Annotated in this window: 14 protein-coding genes and 2 riboswitches; of the genes, 8 read left to right on the top strand and 6 right to left on the bottom strand. The window is 69.3% G+C overall.

Going from position 1 to position 19,550, the window contains the following annotated elements; translation table 11 throughout:
- Positions 1–42 precede the first annotated feature (42 nt).
- Together E1181_RS03540 and gcvH are read right to left on the bottom strand one after the other, a co-directional pair.
- A complete protein-coding gene (locus E1181_RS03540; RefSeq protein ID WP_132672419.1) occupies positions 43–1,398 on the bottom strand; it encodes an L-serine ammonia-lyase in 1,356 nt (451 codons plus the stop codon).
- A gap of 31 nt (positions 1,399–1,429) precedes the next feature.
- Complete coding sequence (gcvH, locus tag E1181_RS03545) at positions 1,430–1,801, bottom strand: glycine cleavage system protein GcvH (RefSeq protein ID WP_132672420.1); 372 nt, start codon at positions 1,799–1,801, stop codon at positions 1,430–1,432.
- A gap of 53 nt (positions 1,802–1,854) precedes the next feature.
- Positions 1,855–1,950, bottom strand: a riboswitch (glycine riboswitch).
- A riboswitch (glycine riboswitch) is annotated at positions 1,951–2,046 on the bottom strand. It lies immediately after the preceding riboswitch.
- Between the two features lie 110 nt (positions 2,047–2,156).
- Between gcvH and E1181_RS03550 the strand changes: the two genes are divergently transcribed.
- The 8 genes from E1181_RS03550 to E1181_RS31280 all read left to right on the top strand — a co-directional run bounded on the left by E1181_RS03550 (position 2,157) and on the right by E1181_RS31280 (position 16,497).
- Positions 2,157–3,710 (top strand): PucR family transcriptional regulator, encoded by a 1,554-nt coding sequence (locus tag E1181_RS03550; protein ID WP_132672421.1) that lies wholly within the window; start codon positions 2,157–2,159, stop codon positions 3,708–3,710.
- A gap of 179 nt (positions 3,711–3,889) precedes the next feature.
- Positions 3,890–5,005 carry an alanine dehydrogenase gene (gene ald, locus E1181_RS03555; RefSeq protein WP_132672422.1) on the top strand — a complete coding sequence of 372 codons (1,116 nt, stop codon included), beginning with the start codon at positions 3,890–3,892 and terminating at the stop codon, positions 5,003–5,005.
- 510 nt (positions 5,006–5,515) lie between these two features.
- The gene (locus tag E1181_RS03560) at positions 5,516–6,031 is read left to right on the top strand and encodes a hypothetical protein (protein WP_235875991.1); all 516 of its coding nucleotides are present in this window, start codon (positions 5,516–5,518) and stop codon (positions 6,029–6,031) included.
- A 134-nt stretch (positions 6,032–6,165) separates the two neighbouring features.
- Positions 6,166–7,149 (top strand): ABC transporter ATP-binding protein, encoded by a 984-nt coding sequence (locus E1181_RS03565; RefSeq protein WP_132672423.1) that lies wholly within the window; start codon positions 6,166–6,168, stop codon positions 7,147–7,149.
- Complete coding sequence (locus E1181_RS03570) at positions 7,146–8,000, top strand: ABC-2 transporter permease (RefSeq protein ID WP_132672424.1); 855 nt, start codon at positions 7,146–7,148, stop codon at positions 7,998–8,000. The genes E1181_RS03565 and E1181_RS03570 overlap by 4 nt, the downstream gene beginning before the upstream one ends.
- A gap of 233 nt (positions 8,001–8,233) precedes the next feature.
- Positions 8,234–11,905, top strand: coding sequence for an ABC transporter ATP-binding protein (locus E1181_RS03575; RefSeq protein ID WP_132672425.1), 3,672 nt, complete (start codon positions 8,234–8,236; stop codon positions 11,903–11,905).
- Positions 11,906–12,490: 585 nt separating this feature from the next.
- Positions 12,491–16,120: a multifunctional oxoglutarate decarboxylase/oxoglutarate dehydrogenase thiamine pyrophosphate-binding subunit/dihydrolipoyllysine-residue succinyltransferase subunit gene (locus E1181_RS03580; protein ID WP_235876081.1), complete on the top strand. Its 3,630-nt coding sequence runs from the start codon at positions 12,491–12,493 to the stop codon at positions 16,118–16,120.
- A gap of 200 nt (positions 16,121–16,320) precedes the next feature.
- The gene (locus E1181_RS31280; RefSeq protein ID WP_093413728.1) at positions 16,321–16,497 is read left to right on the top strand and encodes a DUF6104 family protein; all 177 of its coding nucleotides are present in this window, start codon (positions 16,321–16,323) and stop codon (positions 16,495–16,497) included.
- Between the two features lie 45 nt (positions 16,498–16,542).
- Here the strand turns inward: E1181_RS31280 and E1181_RS03585 are convergent, their stop codons facing one another.
- The 4 genes from E1181_RS03585 to E1181_RS03600 all read right to left on the bottom strand — a co-directional run bounded on the left by E1181_RS03585 (position 16,543) and on the right by E1181_RS03600 (position 19,441).
- Positions 16,543–17,508: a zinc-binding dehydrogenase gene (locus tag E1181_RS03585; protein ID WP_132672427.1), complete on the bottom strand. Its 966-nt coding sequence runs from the start codon at positions 17,506–17,508 to the stop codon at positions 16,543–16,545.
- Between the two features lie 78 nt (positions 17,509–17,586).
- A complete protein-coding gene (locus tag E1181_RS03590; RefSeq protein ID WP_132672428.1) occupies positions 17,587–18,273 on the bottom strand; it encodes a cation transporter in 687 nt (228 codons plus the stop codon).
- A complete protein-coding gene (locus E1181_RS03595; RefSeq protein WP_132672429.1) occupies positions 18,266–18,619 on the bottom strand; it encodes an ArsR/SmtB family transcription factor in 354 nt (117 codons plus the stop codon). Before E1181_RS03595 ends, E1181_RS03590 begins: the two co-directional genes overlap by 8 nt.
- Before the next feature lie 36 nt (positions 18,620–18,655).
- The gene (locus tag E1181_RS03600; protein WP_207921999.1) at positions 18,656–19,441 is read right to left on the bottom strand and encodes a class I SAM-dependent methyltransferase; all 786 of its coding nucleotides are present in this window, start codon (positions 19,439–19,441) and stop codon (positions 18,656–18,658) included.
- Between the last annotated feature and the right edge of the window lie 109 nt (positions 19,442–19,550).

The following is a 19,550-nucleotide window of genomic DNA, read 5'->3' on the forward strand; positions in this document are numbered from 1 at the left end:
GGCGATGACAGGAAGGTTCCCATCCTCACCTCGGGCCGCCGCTCAGCACTCGATGACGTTGACGGCCAAGCCGCCGCGCGCGGTCTCCTTGTACTTGTCCTTCATGTCGCGCCCGGTCTCCCGCATCGTCTTCATGACCTTGTCGAGGGACACGAAGTGCGTGCCGTCGCCGCGCAACGCCATCCGGGCAGCGGTGATCGCCTTGACCGAGGCCACCGCGTTGCGCTCGATGCACGGGATCTGCACCAGCCCGCCGATCGGATCGCAGGTGAGCCCCAGGTTGTGCTCCATCGCGATCTCCGCGGCGTTCTCCACCTGGCTCGGCGTGCCGCCGAGCACTTCGGCCAACCCGGCCGCGGCCATCGAGCACGCCGAACCGACTTCGCCCTGGCAGCCGACCTCCGCGCCGGAGATGGACGCGTTCTCCTTGAACAGCACGCCGATCGCCCCGGCCGTGAGCAGGAAGCGCACCACGCCGTCCTCGTCGGCACCAGGCACGAACCGCGCGTAGTAGTGCAGCACCGCGGGCACGATGCCCGCCGCGCCGTTGGTCGGCGCGGTCACCACGCGCCCGCCCGCGGCGTTCTCCTCGTTGACCGCCAGCGCGAACAGGGTGACCCACTCCAGCGGATCGTCCCGATCGGTCAGCTTCGCGGCCAACTCGGCCGCGCGCCTGCGCACCTTCAAGCCGCCGGGCAGCTCACCGGTGTTGCGGCAACCATTGTCGACGCATTCCCGCATCACCCGCCAGATGTCCAGCAGCCCCGCCCGCACCGCGGGTTCCTCCCGCCACGACAGCTCGTTGGCGAGCATCACCCCGCTGATCGGCAGATCCGACTCGGCGCTGCGGATCAGCAGGTCGGCGCCCGTGCTGAAGGGCATGGGAACCGCCGTGTCATCCGCCTTGATCCGGTCGGCACTGGCCGCGTCCTCGTCCACGACGAAGCCGCCGCCCACCGAGTAGTAGACCGCCGACTCCAGCTCGCTCCCGTCGTTGCCGATGGCGGTGAAGCGCATGCCGTTGGGGTGTTCCGGCAGCGATTTGCGCCGGTGCAGCACCAGATCTCGCGCGCTGGTGAAGGACAGCACGTGATCACCGCCGAGCCGCAGCAACCCGCTCCTGTCGATTTCGTCGACGCGCTGCGCGCCAGCCACCGGATCCACCGACTCCGGGCGATGCCCTTCCAACCCGAGAAGGACCGCGTTCGGGCTGCCGTGACCGCGACCGGTCGCGCCAAGGGAACCGAACAACTCCGCTTTGACCCTGTTGACCCTGGAGATGGTCCCGTTCGACCGCAGCTTCGCGGTGAACCGCTGCGCTGCGCGCATCGGCCCCACGGTGTGCGAACTGGACGGGCCGATCCCCACCGAGAACAGGTCGAAGACACTGATCGTCATTGATCGCCTCGCCTCGTTCCGGGCTCCGCGGCTACTCGTTGATCAATTCCGAGTACTGCTGGGCCGTGAGGGTCGCACCCGTCTCGGTCACGCGCACCTCGATCAGCCAGCCCTCGCCGTAGGGGTCGGCGTTGACCACGGCCGGGTCGTCCACAACGGACTCGTTGATGGCCACGACCTCGCCGGTGACGGGCGCGAACAGGTCGCTGACGGACTTGGTGGACTCCAGCTCGCCACACGCCTGGCCGGACTCGATCTGGTCGCCGACCTCGGGGAGCTGGACGAAGACGATGTCACCCAGGGCGCCCGCGGCGTGCTCGGTGATGCCGATCCGCGCGATCTCGCCGCGGTCCTCGATCCACTCGTGCTCTTCGGTGTAGGACAGGTTCGTGGGCAGCGACATGAGGGAGGCTCCATAGCTGTTTCGAAGGGACGTGCGTCCCCGGTTTCGGCTGGGCCTCCCCCTCTGTTGCGGAACCTGAGAGCTTCGCCGCGCGAGCGGCTTGCACCGTGGGTGGCCCGTCGGTGACGACGGACGCTTTCCAGAGTTGCCTCGCCCGAGCGGTCATGGGTGCCTGAGAGTTTGCTGGGGAGTGTTGCTCCTTCGGCGCCCTGCACTGCTGGCAGGGTCTCTCCCGCACGGGGTCGATGGCCGGTATGCGATTGTCGGCTTGCTCAGCAACGATAAACGGGCCAGCGAGACTGTCAATGGACATGTGATCTCCGCCGGCACGTCCTTGGTCGAGGAGGACCCTTCGATGCTCGACATCCGGGCGCTGGTCGAGCGAGTGGGCCCGGCCCTGCTGCGCACAGTGTTCAGCCCGGAACCCAACACCGTCGCCGGCGACGTGGTGATCGCCGAACCGGATCAGCCCACGACGGCGACCGGAGGCGACCTGGTGCTGGGGGTGGGGATCGGCGACGTCGAGCAGGCGGTGCGGCTGGTGCGCGACTGCGGCGAGCAAGGCGCGGCCGCGGTGCTGCTCAAGCCACCGGTGTCCGCTGAGGCCGCTGTCGTGGAAGCCGCGCGGGGCGCGGATGTGGCGCTGGTGGAGGTGCGTCCGGGCACCGCGTGGGCGCAGCTGGTGTGGCTGATCCGCGCGGCCCTGGCGGGCGGGATCAGGCAGGCGGAGGAGAGCGGCATCGGTGTCGCGGACCTGTTCCGGCTCGCCGACGCGGTCGCCGACGTCGTGGACGCGCCGGTGACCATCGAAGACGCCCATTCGCAGGTGCTGGCGTATTCGGCCCGGCAGGACCTGACCGATCCGGCGCGGGTCTCCACGATCATGGGCCGCAAGCAACCGGACGACGTGCTCGCGAAGTTCCGCGCCCGAGGCACGTTCCGGCAGCTCACCAAGGGCAGTTCGGCGATCTTCGTGCCCGCTCAGCAGGACGGGACGCTGCCGCGCCTGGTGATGCCGATCAGGATGGGCGGCGAGCTGCTCGGCTCGATGTGGGCGGTGGTGCCCGGCCCCGTCTCGGAGGAGCGCGCGACCGCCTTCGCCGACACGGCACCGCTGGTGGCGCTGCAGTTGTTGCGCTGGCGCGCGGTCGCCGACGTGCAGCGGCGGAGGACGGCCGAGCAGGTGCGGCTGCTGCTCGACGGCAGCGACGGCTGGCGGGCGGCGGCCAGCGAGCTGGCGGTGCCCAACGAGGAGCACCGCGTCATCGCGATCGAGATGCCCGCCTCCGACGAACCGGCCGAAGGGCAGCGGCTGGCGATGTGGGAGTGGATCACGCGGGGCATCGGACGACGACCGCTGGTCACCGAGATCGGCACCGTGCTCTACGCGCTGGTGCCTGACAAGGCTCGCGGGGGCGGCTGGCCGGAGCTGCGCCAGGCGCTGCTGTCGCACGACCTGTCCCCTCGCCCGCTCGTCGCGGTGGGAACGTCCGTGGCGGTCACCGACATCCCGAGCTCCCGAGCCCAGGCCGATGAGCTGATCGGGATGCTGCGCACGGGGCTGGTGCGGCAGCCCGTCGCGGTTTACGAGGACCTGTGGCACCTGCTGGTCCTCAGCCGGATGGCGGGCGCCGCCACCGACGCCGGTGTTGCCGCGCTGGGTCCTTTGGCGGTGCTGCGCGAGCACGATCGCGGGCAGGGCACCGACTACCAGGCCACCCTGCACGCCTGGCTGCGGCACCCGGGCGATCCCCGGCAGGCGGGCCGTGAGCTCCGGGTGCACCCCAACACCTTCCGGTACCGGATGAAGCGGATCGGCCAGCTGGTGGAGGTCGACCTCGACGACCCGGACGTCCGGTCCGCCCTCCTGGTGCAGCTGCTGGCCGAGCGCTGGGCCCAGCACGGCTGAGCCCGGGCGCGCGCGGGGGATCGCGAGCACGGGAACCGTTCTGTCGCTTCTGCCCTGCCCGCGAGCACCGACGTTGTGCTGGTGGCACAAACACCCCCGCCCAATCTCATGCCGTGGAAATGATGCGCTGTGGGTCACGTCGTCCGATCGTTGTTTTCACACGACGAAAGGACCCCACGGTGAAGATCGCAGTGCCTCGCGAGATCAAGAACAACGAGTACCGGGTCGCGATCACCCCAGCCGGTGTGCACGAGTTGACCGCCCGTGGTCACGACGTTTTCGTCGAGGCGGACGCCGGTGCCGGCTCCTCCATTCCCGATGAGGACTACCTCGCCTCCGGCGCGAAGGTGCTGGCCGCGGCCGACGACGTGTGGGCCGAAGGCGACCTCGTGCTCAAGGTCAAGGAGCCGATCGCCGAGGAGTACCCGCGGCTGCGCCGGGACCAGGTGCTGTTCACCTACCTGCACCTGGCCGCCTCCGCTGAGCTGACCGACGCGATGCTGACCTCGGGCATCACCGGCATCGCCTACGAGACCGTGCAGACCGAAGACGGCGGGCTGCCGCTGCTGGCGCCGATGAGCGAGGTCGCCGGGCGGTTGGCGCCGCTGGTGGGTGCGCATTCGCTGATGGCGCCCAGCGGCGGTCGTGGTGTGCTGCCCGGCGGAGTTCCCGGGGTTCACCCGGCGCGGGTCGTGGTGATCGGCGGCGGTGTCGCCGGACTCAACGCGGCTCGGGTGGCCCTGGGCATGGGCGCCGACGTGGAGCTGCTGGACACCAACGTCGACAAGCTGCGCGAGATCGACCGCGACTTCCACGGCCAGATCCGCACGGTCGCGTCCAACCGCTACACGGTCGAGCAATCGGTGCGCGCTGCTGACCTGGTGATCGGCGCGGTGCTGATCGCCGGCGCGAAGGCCCCCAAACTGGTGTCCAACCACCTGGTCTCGGAGATGAAGGCCGGCAGCGTGCTGGTGGACATCGCCATCGACCAGGGCGGATGCTTCGCCGACTCCCGGCCGACCACGCACGACGACCCGACCTACCGGGTGCACGACTCGGTCTTCTACTGCGTGGCGAACATGCCGGGCGCGGTGCCCACCACCTCCACGCACGCGCTGACCAACGTGACGCTCCCCTACGTGCTGCGCCTCGCCGACGCCGGTTGGCAGCAGGCGTGCCGCGCGGATGCCGCGCTGGCCGGCGGTCTCAACACCCACGCGGGCGACCTGGTCAACCGAGCCGTCGCCGAGGCGCACGGCCGCAGCTCCGTGGCGCTGAGCAGCGTCCTGGGCTGACGTCTCTCGGCACCTGGCGAGCGGGCGGGTTGCGCGGAAGGTTCCCTTCCCCGCAGTCCGCCCGCTCTGCTGTGACAGGAAGGTTCCCCTGCGCACATCAACTTCCGATGCCCTCGCCGGAAATTTGCACCGAGTTCCAATTCGAATTGGTTGGCCGGTAACCGAAGTGGCGAATGCGGCGCAATTCGCCGCATCCTGGAATCGGATTCGCCGCGAAAAGGCAAAATAGGGGCGGCCCGCTCAACCAGCCTGGGGGTCACCGGGAGCAGGCCGCCACTCTCAGTGTAGGGGAAGATCGCCGGTTTGCCGACGACGTGAGCGAGCACTTCGCCGCCAATTGCCAGCCGAATCGATAACCACTCGATGGGGTGAGTCTCGCCGGGTGCCCGTGCAGGCGTGAACCCGCGATGCCGATGTCACCCATCGGAGTAACGGCGGGTGACTGATCATCCGTCGCTCTCCAGCGGAAACTCCGATGCAGGAAAACGCGCTGACGGGTGGGAGAAAAACGTGACGGACACGGCACTGCGCAAGGCGGTTCTCGACCGGCTCGACGCCCTGGACCGAGTGATGGGCGAAGACGCCCCCGAAGTGCTGCTACCGATTGCCCGAACTGAGCTGTATCGCTTTACCGAAGCCCTTCGAACCCTGTTAGACGATCACGAGCCGGACTCCGACGGGCGCTGCCCGTCCTGCCGAGGAACGCTGCGGCGCAGACCCTGGCCCTGCAAGGTGTGGCAGGCCGCGCACCACCAGCTGATCACCGAACGCTCCGGATCATCGGAGCGCCGCGCCAGGCTTCGCCGCCAAACCCGGTCCCACCTACCCCGAAACCCCGAACCCGCCGTCGCGGTGATCCCCGAGCCGATCGTGTCCGCCACCGGCCCCGGGCCGTCCGACTGGGACACCGACGAGTTCATCCGCCCCGACCTCACGACCACGCCCACGACCCCGCCGCCGCTGGCCGAGCGGTTGGAAACCGACCACAGCAGGATCTACCGCGCAGCGGTGGTCGAACGCGCCTGACCTGCTGAACTCCCCGCATCCGGCACCCGCGACCCGCGGCGGCCACGACACCGCACCTTCACGGCCCCACCTGTCCGGCAGGATGGAGCCATCAGGGGTGACACACTGACGGGTGACCGGATGTGGGAGGGCGTGTGCACGACGGCAGCGGTCGCATCCACGTGCAAGGGCTGAACAAGAGATTCGGCCCCGTGCACGCGGTGCAGGACCTCAGCTTCACGGTGCAGCCCGGCGTGGTCACCGGCTTCCTGGGCCCCAACGGGGCGGGCAAGACCACCGCGCTGCGCATGATCCTCGGCCTGGTCACGCCCACGTCGGGCTCCGCGACCATCAACGGACTGCCGTTCCACCGGCTGCCGAACCCCGGAGGCGTCGTTGGCGCCGTGCTCGACGCGCACGGATTCCACCCGAGCCGCACCGCGCGCCACCACCTCCGCTGCTACGCGGCCGCCATGAACATCCCCGACGGCCAGGTCGACAGGGCGCTGGAGCTGGTCGGGCTCGCCGCCGCCGGGGACCGCAAGACCGGCGGGTTCTCGCTGGGCATGCGGCAGCGCCTGGCACTGGCCACCGCGCTGCTCGGCGACCCGCAGATCCTGATCCTCGACGAACCCGCCAACGGACTGGACCCCGAAGGCATCGCGTGGCTGCGGGGATTCCTGCAAGCCTTCGCCGCCGGGGGCCGGACCGTGCTGATGTCCAGCCACTTCCTTCGCGAGATCGAGCACACCGTGGACCGGTTGGTGATCATCAGCCAGGGCCGGTGCGTCTACGACGGGCACATCGACGAGCTCCGCGCCGCTCAGCAGTCACGAGCCCTTGTGCAGGCCGACTCCCCTGAGCTGCTGGTCGCCGAGGTCCAGGCAGCCGGTTACGGGGTCGAATACCTCCCGGACGGACGGCTGGCGGTCCTCGGGGCCGACTCCCGCGCGGTCGCCGACCTGGCGCTGCAGGCCGGGGTCGCGCTCTACGGGATGCAGGACGAGCGCGTCGACCTGGAACGGTTGTTCTTCCACCTCACCCAGGGGCAGTTCGCGGGACTCCCGCAGTACGCCCCGCCGGCATCGCAGACGTGGGCTGGGCCGGGACAGCCGGGCAATGGCGGGAGCGCAGGATGATCGGGCTGATCAAGGCCGAGTACCGGAAGATCTTCACCACCAGCCTGTGGTGGGCGCTGCTGATCCCCGTGGTCGTGCTGGGGTTCGCCGCCGGTTGGCTGGGCACCGCGTTCGGCGGGATCATCGACATGGTCGAGGAGTTCAGCGCGTCGCTCCCGCTGGGCCTGCTGTCGGTGGCGCTGTCGACGAACTTCGGCACGATCTTCGCGCTGCTGTTCGGCGCGATGGCCTTCGCCAGCGAGTTCCGCGCCAAGACCATCACCACGACGTACCTCACCGCCAACCCGCGCAGCTCCGTGCTGTGGGCGAAGTTGATCGCCTGCACGGGCATCGGAGTGCTCTACGGGATCGCGAACGTGCTGTTCGCCAGCCTTGGCGCCCTGCTCGGCGCCGGGCACGACATGAGCAACTTCGGCGGGTTCAGCAGCTGGCTCAGCGTCGGTGGAGCGGGCGTGCTGTCGATGCTGCTGTGGACGCTGCTCGGGGTCGGTTTCGGCGCGCTGATCGCCAACGCCGTGCTGGTGGTCATCCTGCCGCTGGTCTACAAGTTCGTGGTCGAGTTCATCCTGTCGTTCAGCCTGCTCGACACCCCCGTGTCCGGGATCGAGCCCTACCTGCCGGGCTCGGCGGGCAACGGCATCGTGTCCAACCTGGCGGTGCCGCTTTTCGTCTCCGCGGTGGCGGGCCCGAACGAACCGAACACACCGCGCACCGCGTTCGAACTCCTGCACCTGTTCTTCGGCGGCAGCTACGGGCACCCGTGGTGGGCCAGCCTGCTGACGTTCCTCGGCTACACCGCGGTATTCGTCGCCGGCGGCTGGTTCGTGGGCGCGCGGCGCGACGTGGCGTGAGGAGGGGAACCTTTCTGCCACCCCGGGCGCCGCGTCGACCGAAATGGCAGGAAGGTTCCCTTCCTCACCCGTTGGCGCCGGTCACACCGCAGGATCGGCGGTGCTGCGCCGTCGGTGCCGAGGCCTAACCTGGCGGGGTGAGCGACTCCGAGAATCCCCGCCGTTCGTCCGGCGGCTGGATCCGTCGCCTCTTCGCCGCTTGTCGGCGTCACCCGGTCGCACTGGTGTTGGCGATGGGCGCCTCCGTGACCGCGGTGGGGTTGGAGGCGCTGGTCCCGCTGCTGACCAAGCTCGCGGTCGACGACGCCGTGGCGCGCAGCACCGAGCGGCTGTGGTGGATCGTGATCGTGCTGCTGGTGCTGGGCCTGTTCCGGTTCGCCGCCGCCTTCGTCCGCCGCTACAGCGCGGGCCGACTGGCGCTGGACGTGCAGCACGACCTGCGGCGGGCGGTGTTCGCCGCCATGCAGCGCCTCGACGGCGGCAAGCAGGACGCGTTGCGCACGGGACAGGTGGTGTCGCGTTCCATCAGCGACCTGCAGCTCGTGCATTCGCTGCTGTCGATGCTTCCCCTGGCGGCCGGAACTGCGGTGCTGGCGGTGTTCGCGATCGCGGCGATGCTGTGGTTGTCGCCGCTGCTGACCGTGGTGGCGCTCATCGTGGCGCCGCTGATCGCCGTGGTCACCGCGCGCAGCAAGAAGAAGCTGTTCCCCGCCACCTGGTCGGCTCAGCAGCGGGCGGCCGACATCGCCCAGCACGTCGAGGAGACCGTCACCGGTGTCCGCGTGGTGAAGGGCTTCGGCCAGGAGGAGCGCGAGGTCGGCCGGCTGGAGTCGCGGGCGCGGCGGCTGTTCGCCGAGCGGCTGCGCGCGGCTCGGATGACGTCCCTTCCCGCGGCGAGCCTGGCGACGCTTCCCGCCGCCGGTCAGGTGGGTGTGCTGGGTCTGGGCGGCTGGCTGGTGTTCCAGGGCCAGGTGAGCTTGGGAACCTTCGTCGCATTCGCCGGCTACGTGGCGATGCTGTCCGGACCGGCACGGATGCTCTCCAGCGTCATGATCCAGGCCCAGCTCGCGCGGGCCGGGGTGGAGCGCATCCACGAGCTCACCGACTCGCAGCCCGAGGTCGAGGAGAAGCCGGACGCGCGCTCGCTGCCCGAGGGCCCGCTGGAGGTCCGGCTGGACGAGGTCGGTTTCGGCTACACCCGGGACCAGCCGGTGCTCCAGGACGCGACCTTGCGCGTCAGCCCGGGCGAGACGGTCGCGCTGGTGGGCCCGGCGGGGTCGGGCAAGTCGACGGTGTCGCTGCTGCTCCCCCGGTTCTACGACGTCCACTCGGGGCGCATCGCGATCGGCTCCACTGACACCGACGAGACCTTCGACATCCGCGACCTGCGGCTGGATTCGCTGCGCAGCGCGGTCGGCGTGGTCTTCGAGGAAGCGTTCTTGTTCTCCGACACCATTCGCGGCAACATCGCCTACGGGCGTTCCGACGCGAGCGAGGACGACGTGATCGCCGCCGCCAAGGGCGCGGAGGCCCACGAGTTCATCACCGGCCTGCCCGACGGCTACGACACCGCGGTCGGCGAACGCGGGCTGACGCTGTCCGGGGGTCAGCGCCAACGCGTGGCGCTGGCGAGGGCGCTGCTGTCCAACCCCAGGGTGCTGGTGCTCGACGACGCGACGTCGGCCGTCGATCCGGCGACGGAAGCCGCCATTCACGACACGCTGCGTTCGGTCACCGCGCAGCGCACCACGCTGCTCATCGCACACCGCCGCTCGACGCTGGCGCTGGCCGACCGGATCGCGGTGCTCGACGAAGGCCGCGTCGTGGACGTCGGCACCGAGGCTGAGCTGCGGGAGCGGTGCGAGCTGTTCCGCTCGCTGCTGGCGGGGCCGGGGGAAACGATCGACGACCCGCGCGACGAGCACGCCGAGGTCTCCCCCGACGGCATCACCCCGGAGCTGTGGCCGCAGGAGCAGCCGCCCGAGTGGTCGGCCGAAGACCCCGTGGTGACTTCCGCGGGCCGCCACGGCATGAGCACCACGTCGACTCCCCCCACGCCGGAACTGGTGGAGGGCATCCGCGGTCTGCCACCGACCCGCGACCTGCCCGAGGTGAGGGGAACCGATCCCACCGCCCCGGACCCGGAGTTCCGGCTGGCTCGGCTGCTCCGGCCGATCCGGTGGGGGCTGCTGCTGACGATCGCCTTGGTCGCCGGGGACGCGCTGACCTCGGTGCTGCTGCCGTCGCTGGTGCGGCACGGCATCGACAGCGGCGTCGGGACCGCGAACCTCAACACGTTGTGGCTGGCCACGGGGCTGGCGGGGCTGCTGGTGACCGGCGGATGGCTGGTGATCAAGCTGCAGACGGTGATCACCGCCCGCACCGGCGAAACCCTGCTGTACGTGCTGCGGCTGCGCAGCTTCGCTCACCTGCAGCGGCTCGGGCTGGACTTCTACGAGCGGGAGCTGGCCGGGCGGATCATGACCCGCATGACCACCGACGTCGACGCGCTGTCGACGTTCCTGCAGACGGGCCTGGCGACGTTCGTGGTCAGCGTGCTGACGCTGCTGGGCATCGCCGGAGCCTTGCTGATCACCGACCCGTCGCTGGCGCTGGTGGCGATGGCGGTGCTGCCGGTCCTGGTGGTCGCCACGATCATCTTCCGCAGGGTCTCCTCCACCGCCTACGCCGAGGCGCGGGAGCGGGTCAGCACCGTCAACGCCGACCTGCAGGAGAACGTCTCGGGCATGCGGGTGGCCCAGGCGCACCGCCGCGAGGGGCACGCGGCGAAGGTGTTCGCGCAGCGCAGCGACGCCTACCGGCGTTCGCGCCTGCGCGCGCAGCGCTACATCGCCACCTACTTCCCGTTCGTGGCGCTGCTGTCGGAGATCGCGCAGGCGGCGGTGCTGGGGGTCGGCGCCGCGCGGGTCGCTGCGGGTGAGCTGACGGCCGGGGTGCTGGTCGCTTTCCTGCTGTACCTGAGCCTTTTCTTCTCACCCGTGCAGCAGCTGTCCGGCGTCTTCGACGGGTATCAGCAGGCCAGGGTGGGTTTGCGGCGCATCGGCGACCTGCTGCGCACGCCGACGTCGGTGCCTGCCGCCGCCGAGCCGGTGGAGGTGCCCGAGCGGTTCCGCGGCGAGGTGGAGTTGCGGGCGGTGTCGTTCCGCTACCCCGGCACCGAGCAGTACGCGCTGCGGGAGGTGAACCTGCGGGTGCAGCCTGGCGAGACGGTGGCGCTGGTGGGTGCCACGGGTGCGGGCAAGTCGACCTTGATCAAGCTGATCGCCCGGTTCTACGACGTCTCCGAGGGCGCAGTGCTGGTCGATGGAACCGACGTGCGCGGCTACGACCTGGCGGCGTTCCACCAGCGGCTGGCGGTGGTGCCGCAGGAAGGGCACCTGTTCACCGGCGATGTCGCCGACAACATCACCTACGCCCGTCCCGACGCCGGACCGGCCGAGGTGGAGGCGGCTGCCCGAGCGGTAGGAGCCCTTCCGGGGATCTCGATGCTGCCGCACGGCTTCCGCCAGGAGGTCGGTGAGCGCGGCCGGGGGCTGTCCGCCGGTCAACGCCAGCTGGTCGCGCTGGCTCGGGCCCAGCTCGTCGACCCCGACGTGCTGCTGCTGGACGAGGCCACGGCAGCGCTGGATCCGGCGACCGAGTCGATGGTGGTGGCCGCCAGCGATCGGCTCGCCGCTCAGCGCACCACGTTCGTCGTCGCGCACCGGCTGGGCACGGCGGCTCGCGCGGACCGGATCGTGGTGGTCGACGGCGGGCGCATCGTCGAGCAGGGCGGGCACGAAGAGCTGCTGGCCCGCCGCGGGTACTACGCCCGGCTGTGGCGGGCGGCCGACGCCCACGGCGGCACGGTGGACGACGCCGCGGAGACGAGCAACATCGCGTGAGGAAGGGATCCTTCCTCTCACCCTTCCACCCGGCGGGAACGTTTCACCCATGGCATCGCGAGGTCGCTGCCGGGTGTGAGGAAGGGAACTTTTCTGTCACGATCGCCACGCCCCGTGTCGCCACGTGCGCACAACGAAGCCGAGCGGACGCTTGCAGGCGTGGCCGTCCAGGCAAAACGGGCGCTGAGGCCGATCGCGCGGGGCCGATCCCGCGATGCGAGCCGATCCGGCTACCAGTTGAGAACACAGCGTGTCGGTGAAACGCCATAATGAACAGGTACGACAACCCGTATGGACTAGTGCCAAGCGGCGCTGATCAGCGAACGAAGCGCACCAGGGGCGGTTGATGTTCGGCCGGACGGCTCGGACGGGGACACATCCCCGCTGGCCTGAGGATCCTGATCGATTCTGTGAGGAGAGTCGATCAGCCGAACGGCCGTCCTGTGTGTCAACCTCGCGAATCGGGCGGCTAGCCTGGTACCCGAGTGTGTCTGTAAATCACGAGCATATGGATCGAGGCGAACGCCAGCCGTGTCCAGCAGCCCCGCGTCACAGTTCGGCCCCAATGAGTGGTTGATCGAGGAGATGTACGAGAAGTTCCTCCAAGATCCCACTTCCGTAGACTCGGCGTGGCACGAATTCTTCGCCGACTACAAGTCGGGTCAGGCTACAAACGAGAACACCGCCACCGCTGCTGCGGCCGGCACTGCGGCGCCGCCGACACCGACGGCCACGGCGACGCGCGCCAGTGAGACCAACGGTCAAGCGCCCGCGCCTGCGGCCGCCGCGCCCGCGGCCAAGCCCGCCGCCGCTCCGAAGCCTTCTCCGCAGCAGGCCGCCAAGGCCGCCCCGGTCAAGCAGCCCCAGGCAGAGGGCGATGTGAAGACCCTGCGCGGCGCTGCGGCCGCGATCGCCAAGAACATGGACCAGTCGCTGACGGTTCCCACCGCGACGAGCGTGCGCGCGGTGCCCGCCAAGCTCCTGTTCGACAACCGCATCGTCATCAACAACCACCTCAAGCGGAACAAGGGCGGGAAGATCTCCTTCACGCACCTGATCGGCTACGCGCTGGTCAGGGCGGTCAAGGACTTCCCGAACATGAACCGCCACTACGGCGAGGACGCCAAGGGCAAGCCCGCAGCGGTCACGCCGGAGCACATCAACCTGGGCCTGGCGATCGACATGCCGGGCAAGGACGGTTCGCGCAACCTCGTGGTCGCCTCCATCAAGGGCTGCGAGGACATGACGTTCCAGCAGTTCTGGCAGGCCTACGAGGACATCATCCGCAAGGCGCGCAGCAACGCGCTGACCGCGGACGACTTCTCCGGCACCACGATCTCGCTGACCAACCCGGGCCCGTCGGGCACCAACCACTCGGTGCCGCGGCTGACCAAGGGCCAGAGCGCGATCATCGGTGTCGGCGCGATGGACTACCCCGCCGAGTTCCAGGGCGCCAGCGAGAAGACCCTGGTCGACATGGGCATCAGCAAGATCGTGACGCTGACGTCCACCTACGACCACCGCGTCATCCAGGGCGCCGAGTCCGGTGACTTCCTGCGCCGCGTGCACCAGCTGCTGCTGGGCGAGGACGGGTTCTTCGACGACATCTTCGCGTCGCTGCGCATCCCGTACGAGCCGGTGCGCTGGACGCAGGACATCCCCGAGGGCGCCGTCGACAAGACCGCCCGGGTGCTCGAGCTGATCGACGCCTACCGCACCCGCGGTCACCTGATGGCCGACATCGACCCGCTGAACTACCGGCAGCGTCGGCACGAGGACCTCGACGTCCTGTCGCACAGCCTCACGCTGTGGGACCTGGACCGCGAGTTCGCCGTGGGCGGTTTCGCCGGTCGCGAGAAGATGAAGCTGCGCGACGTGCTGGGCGTGCTGCGCGACTCCTACTGCCGCACGGTCGGCGTGGAGTACATGCACATCCTGGAGCCGGACGAGCGCGAATGGCTGCAGCAACGGGTCGAGAAGCCGCACACCAAGCCGGACTCGACCGAGCAGAAGTACATCCTGTCGAAGCTCAACGCGGCCGAGGCGTTCGAGACGTTCCTGCAGACCAAGTACGTCGGGCAGAAGCGGTTCTCGCTGGAAGGCGCCGAAACCGTGGTTCCGCTGCTGGACGCGGTGCTGGACAACTCCGCTGCCAACGAGCTCGACGAGGTCGTCATCGGCATGCCGCACCGTGGCCGCCTGAACGTGCTGGCCAACATCGTCGGCAAGCCGATCTCGCAGATCTTCCGCGAGTTCGAGGGCAACCTCGACCCGGGTCAGGCCCACGGTTCCGGTGACGTGAAGTACCACCTGGGTGCCGAGGGCAAGTACTTCCGGATGTTCGGTGACGGCGAGACCAAGGTGTCGCTGACCTCGAACCCCTCCCACCTGGAGGCCGTGGACCCGGTGCTGGAGGGCATCGTCCGCGCCAAGCAGGACATCCTGGACAAGGGCCAGGAGGGCTTCACGGTGCTGCCGGTGCTGCTGCACGGTGACGCCGCGTTCGCCGGTCAGGGCGTGGTCGCCGAGACGCTGAACCTGTCGCTGCTGCGCGGCTACCGCACCGGTGGCACCGTGCACGTGATCGTCAACAACCAGGTCGGCTACACGACGGCCCCGGAGCACTCGCGTTCCAGCAAGTACTGCACCGACGTCGCGAAGATGATCGGCGCGCCGGTGTTCCACGTCAACGGTGACGACCCCGAGGCGTGCGTGTGGGTCGCGCGGCTGGCCGTGGAGTACCGCCAGGCGTTCGGCAAGGACGTCGTGATCGACATGGTCTGCTACCGCCGTCGTGGTCACAACGAGGGTGACGACCCGTCGATGACGCAGCCGAAGATGTACGACGCGATCGACAAGATGCGCAGCGTCCGCAAGGTCTACACCGAGTCGCTGATCGGCCGCGGTGACATCACCGTGGACGAGGCGGAGAAGGCTCTCAAGGACTACGCGGCTCAGCTGGAGCACGTGTTCAACGAGGTCCGCGAGCTGGAGAAGCACCCGCCGGCACCGAGCCCGTCGGTCGAGGCCGAGCAGCAGGTGCCGCGCGGCCTGTCCACCGCGATCTCGCAGGAGACGCTGGAGCACATCTCCGAGGCGCAGATCAACCTGCCGGACGGCTTCTCCCCGCACCCGCGCGTGAAGCCGGTCCTGGAGCGTCGCGCCAAGATGGGCCGCGAGGGTGGCATCGACTGGGCCTTCGGCGAGCTGCTCGCGTTCGGTTCGCTGGTGATGGAGGGCCGCCAGGTCCGCCTGACCGGTCAGGACAGCCGTCGCGGCACGTTCGGTCAGCGCCACTCGGTGCTCATCGACCGCAAGAACGACTCGGAGTACACGCCGCTGCAGAACCTCTCCGGTGAGCAGGGCAAGTTCCTGGTCTACGACTCGGCGCTGTCGGAGTTCGCGGCACTAGGCTTCGAGTACGGCTACTCGGTGGGCAACCCCGAGTCGCTGGTGCTGTGGGAAGCGCAGTTCGGTGACTTCTTCAACGGCGCCCAGTCGATCATCGACGAGTTCATCTCGTCCGGTGAGGCCAAGTGGGGCCAGCGCTCCGACGTGGTGATGCTGCTGCCGCACGGCCAGGAGGGCCAGGGCCCGGACCACAGCTCGGGTCGCATCGAGCGGTGGCTGCAGCTGTGCGCCGAGGGTTCGATGACGGTCGCGATGCCGTCGACCCCGGCGAACTACTTCCACCTGCTGCGTCGGCACGCCTTGGACGGCATCCACCGTCCGCTGGTGGTGTTCACGCCGAAGTCGATGCTGCGACTGAAGGCCGCCACGAGCCCGGTCGAGGACTTCACCGAGGGCAAGTTCACCTCGGTGATCGACGACCCGACTCAGCCGGACCCGTCGCAGGTCACCAAGCTGGTGCTGTGCACCGGCAAGCTCTACTACGAGCTGGCGGCCCACCGCGACAAGAACGGCATCACCGACACCGCGGTGGCGCGGCTCGAGCAGCTCTACCCGCTGCCGCACCGCAAGCTGGGTGCCCTGTTCGAGCGGTACCCGAACCTGGAGTCGGTCCGCTGGACGCAGGAGGAGCCGGCCAACCAGGGCGCGTGGCCGTTCCTGGGCTTGGCGCTGACCGAGCAGTTCCCGGAGCTGATCGGCAAGCTCAAGCGGGTCTCGCGTCGTCCGATGGCCGCTCCGGCCACCGGCCTGGCCAAGGTCCACGAGGTCGAGCAGGCCGAGGTCGTGCAGACCGCGTTCGCCTGATCTTCCAGTTGAAGCGGGCCGTCGGTTCCTCCGGGAACCGGCGGCCCGCTTTGTCGTGCTCGGGTGCGGTCGGCGGAGTGTGCACGGGAACCTTCCGCTCACTTCGACCGGGGCGCATCGCTTGTGGTGACGGGCCGTTTCGTACCCTGCTGTTCCCAACCACACCGCGTCGAAGATCGACGGAGCACTAGGAGGAAGCGGTGTATTTCACCGACCGCGGCATTGAAGAACTCGAAGAGCGTCGCGGTGACGACGAGGTCACCTTGGCGTGGGTCGCTGACCGGATGCGGGCCTTCGTGGACCTCAACCCGGATTTCGAGGACGCCACTGAGCGTTTGGCGACCTTCCTCGCGCGCGACGACGCCGACGACGAGTGAGGTGGCCCCGGCCGCGCACCCCCGGACGCGCGGCCGGGCCCACGTTCACGCCCGCAGCACCGCGCGGCCGACGATCTCGCGCTGCTCGATGGCGGTGTGCGCGTCAGCGGCGCGTTCGAGGGGGAAGGTTCGTCCGATGGCCGGGGTGATGTGTCCGGCGGCGGCTTCTGCCAGTGCCTTGATGAGCACGTCCTTCCGCTGGTCGCGCGAGAGCTGCTGGATCTCGAGGAGCCCGGTGACGGTCACGTCGTGCCGCCGCGCTTCGTCGGCGTCGATCTCGGCGAAGTCCTCGTCGGAGGCGCCGTAGGTGATGACGCGCGCGCCGTTGTCGGCGGACTGGAACGCGGCTCGCCCGTACGCGCCGCCGGCGCCGTCGAAGATGACGTCGACGCCACCGGTCAGTTCGCGGACCTTCTCGACCCAGCCCGGTGCGCTGTAGTCGACCGGCTCGGCGCCGAGTTCGCGCACCAGGCCGAGTTTCGCCTCGCCTCGCGCAGCGCCGATGACCTGCGCCCCCGCGGTTCTGGCCAGCTGGACGATGATGGAAGCGGCTCCGCCCGCCGCGGCGGTGACGAGCACCCGGTCTCCCGGGCGCACGGCCGCGTGGTCGACCAGTTGCACGGCGATGCTGGCGTCGTGCAGGAGCACCACTGCTGCCTGCTCGTCCAGTCCGTCGGGGATCAGCACGAGCTCGGATTCTTCGACGGGGACCAGTTCGGCGTAGGTCCCGCTGTTCTCGGTGCTGGCGACGACCTTCTTGCCCCACCACGCCGGGTCGACGTCCGCGCCCAGCGCAACCACTTCCCCGGCGATGCCGTCTCCGGGGATGTAGGGCGGGTTCATCTCGAAGTACTCCTGCCCCCAGCCTTGGCGGAGACGCGTGTCGAGGAACAGCACGTCCACGGCCGCCATCCGCACCAGCACCTGTCCCGGTCGTGGCACGGGATCGGCCTTCTCGACCACCGACAGGACTTCCGGTCCCCCGTATTCGGTCACCTGCACCGCGCGCATCCTGATCACTCCGTTCTCGATCGGCTCCTGCCCACCCTCTGACTTCGAGTTAACTGGAGGTCAAGAGCAGCGGGAGAATCAGCAGCAGTGCTCACCGCGCCAAGCTTGCCGGCCTTCGTTGACCGCGGCGGCCGCGATCACCAAACCCACCAGCGGGTCTGCCCACCACCAGCCGAGGAAGCTGTTGAGGACGAGCCCGAGGAGCAGCACTCCGGACAGGTAGGTGCACAGCAGGGTCTGCTTCGAGTCGGCGACGGCGCTCGCCGATCCGAGTTCACGCCCCGCTCGCCGTTGCGCGTAGGACAGCAGCGGCATGATCAGCAGCGAGAGGGAAGCGACCACGATGCCGGCGGTGGAATGGTCGGCGGCCTCCGCGCCGAGCAGGCTGCGCACGGATTCGACCGTCACGTAGAGCGCCAGCGCGAAGAACGACACGGCGATCACCTTCAGCGCGGTTCGCTCGCGCGCCTCCGGGTCGGAACCGGCGAACTGCCACGCGACCGCAGCCGCGGAGGCGACCTCGATGACCGAATCCAGCCCGAACCCGATCAGCGCGGTGGAGGACGCGGCAGCGCCTGCGCTGATGGCCACGACCGCTTCGATCACGTTGTAGGAGATCGTGGCGCCCACCAGCCACCGCACCCGACGCTGCAGCGAACGGCGTCGCGCGTCCGCGATGACGGTCTCCGTTCGCGCGCAGCACCGGTCGCCGCAATCGGCTTCGTCGACGCGCGCTGGGCGCTGCCGCTGCTCGTCGTCACACATGCGGGACCTCGTCGTGGAGCGTCTCCGTGCCGTAGTTCGGGCAGAGGGCGACGGCGTTTCCGGTCGCGGCGAGCAGGGTTTCAGCGGCGGTCAGCAGCTCCACCAGCTCTGGACGGGCGAGCGAGTAGAACACCTGCCGCCCTTGTGGGCGGCCGTCGACCAAGCCGCAGTCCCGCAGGCAAGCCACGTGCGCCGACACGGTCGACTGCGCCAAACCGAGGTTCCCCACGAGGTCGGCGACCCGCGCCTCACCTTCGGCGAGACGTCGCACGATGGCCAATCGCGTGCCGTCGGACAGTCCGTGGAACAGCGCTGCAGCCGCGTCCAGCTCCTGATTGATCGCCATTCGACGATGTTAGCACTGTTCGACGATGAAACTCGATCAGCCGAGGCGCTTCGCCAAGGCGAGCTGCGTCAGGTAGCGCATGGTGATCACGCCGTCATGATCAGCGTCGATGCGCTGCCCGATGCAGCCCAGGAGCTGGTCACGCGCTGAGGTCGGCATCGCTCGATGCCGCGAGCAGGTCATCAGCAGGCCGAGGTACTGGTCGGTCGTGTAGCTGGCTTCCCACTCGTAACGGTGGAACTCCGGCGGGCTGAACCGAGCCGAGCGGTGGAACTCCTCAGGGTCCTTCGGGATCTCGTCGGCGACCGGAAGGCGCTGGCCGGGCTCGGTGTTGGGATCGAATCGCTCATAGCACTGCTGGGCCTGCGCGAAGAACTCGTCGCTTCCGCCGGCGATGTGGTGCGTCGAGACCACGGCGAGCGCCCCTCGGGAACGCAGCGCATCGGCGGCCTTGACCATGCGCACCGCGGGGTCGAGCCAGTGGAACGAGCCCGCCGCCACGACCAGTTCGAACCCCACCGGCGGGAGCGACCAGTCCTCGAACGCGGCGACCACCACCCTCGCGGACACGTAGTAGGCGAGGTGACGCCGGGCGATCTCAGCCAGCTCCTCCCCAGGTTCGAGAGCGGTGACCGCGAACCCGCGGGCAACCAGCGGCACGGTCGCCTGCCCGGTGCCGCAGCCGATCTCGAGCACCCGAGCCCCTTCACCGACGGCTGCGGTGAGCACGTCGAACAGCTGCGCCGGGTAGCCCGGGCGGTACCGGTCGTAGAGGTCGGCGTCCTCGGTGAACACCGACCGCATCCGCTCGCGGTCGTTCACCGAGGCGTTCTCGAACCGCAGGTCATGAGCGCAGTCTACGAACCTGCGGCCGTGTTGACAGGAAGGTTCCCGTGCTCACGACCGGAAGGTGTCAAGGCGAGCACCGCGA

The organism is Saccharopolyspora terrae (assembly GCF_004348435.1).
Lineage (GTDB): Bacteria > Actinomycetota > Actinomycetes > Mycobacteriales > Pseudonocardiaceae > Saccharopolyspora > Saccharopolyspora endophytica.

Coding starts and splice junctions, on each gene's coding strand:
- E1181_RS03550 (WP_132672421.1), top strand. CDS start 2,157: ATGCTCGACATCCGGGCGCTGGTCGAGCGAGTGGGCCCGGCCCTGCTG.
- E1181_RS03570 (WP_132672424.1), top strand. CDS start 7,146: ATGATCGGGCTGATCAAGGCCGAGTACCGGAAGATCTTCACCACCAGC.
- E1181_RS03575 (WP_132672425.1), top strand. CDS start 8,234: ATGGGCGCCTCCGTGACCGCGGTGGGGTTGGAGGCGCTGGTCCCGCTG.
- E1181_RS03540 (WP_132672419.1), bottom strand. CDS start 1,398: ATGACGATCAGTGTCTTCGACCTGTTCTCGGTGGGGATCGGCCCGTCC.
- E1181_RS03590 (WP_132672428.1), bottom strand. CDS start 18,273: ATGTGTGACGACGAGCAGCGGCAGCGCCCAGCGCGCGTCGACGAAGCC.
- gcvH (WP_132672420.1), bottom strand. CDS start 1,801: ATGTCGCTGCCCACGAACCTGTCCTACACCGAAGAGCACGAGTGGATC.
- E1181_RS03585 (WP_132672427.1), bottom strand. CDS start 17,508: ATGCGCGCGGTGCAGGTGACCGAATACGGGGGACCGGAAGTCCTGTCG.
- E1181_RS03595 (WP_132672429.1), bottom strand. CDS start 18,619: ATGGCGATCAATCAGGAGCTGGACGCGGCTGCAGCGCTGTTCCACGGA.
- E1181_RS03580 (WP_235876081.1), top strand. CDS start 12,491: ATGTACGAGAAGTTCCTCCAAGATCCCACTTCCGTAGACTCGGCGTGG.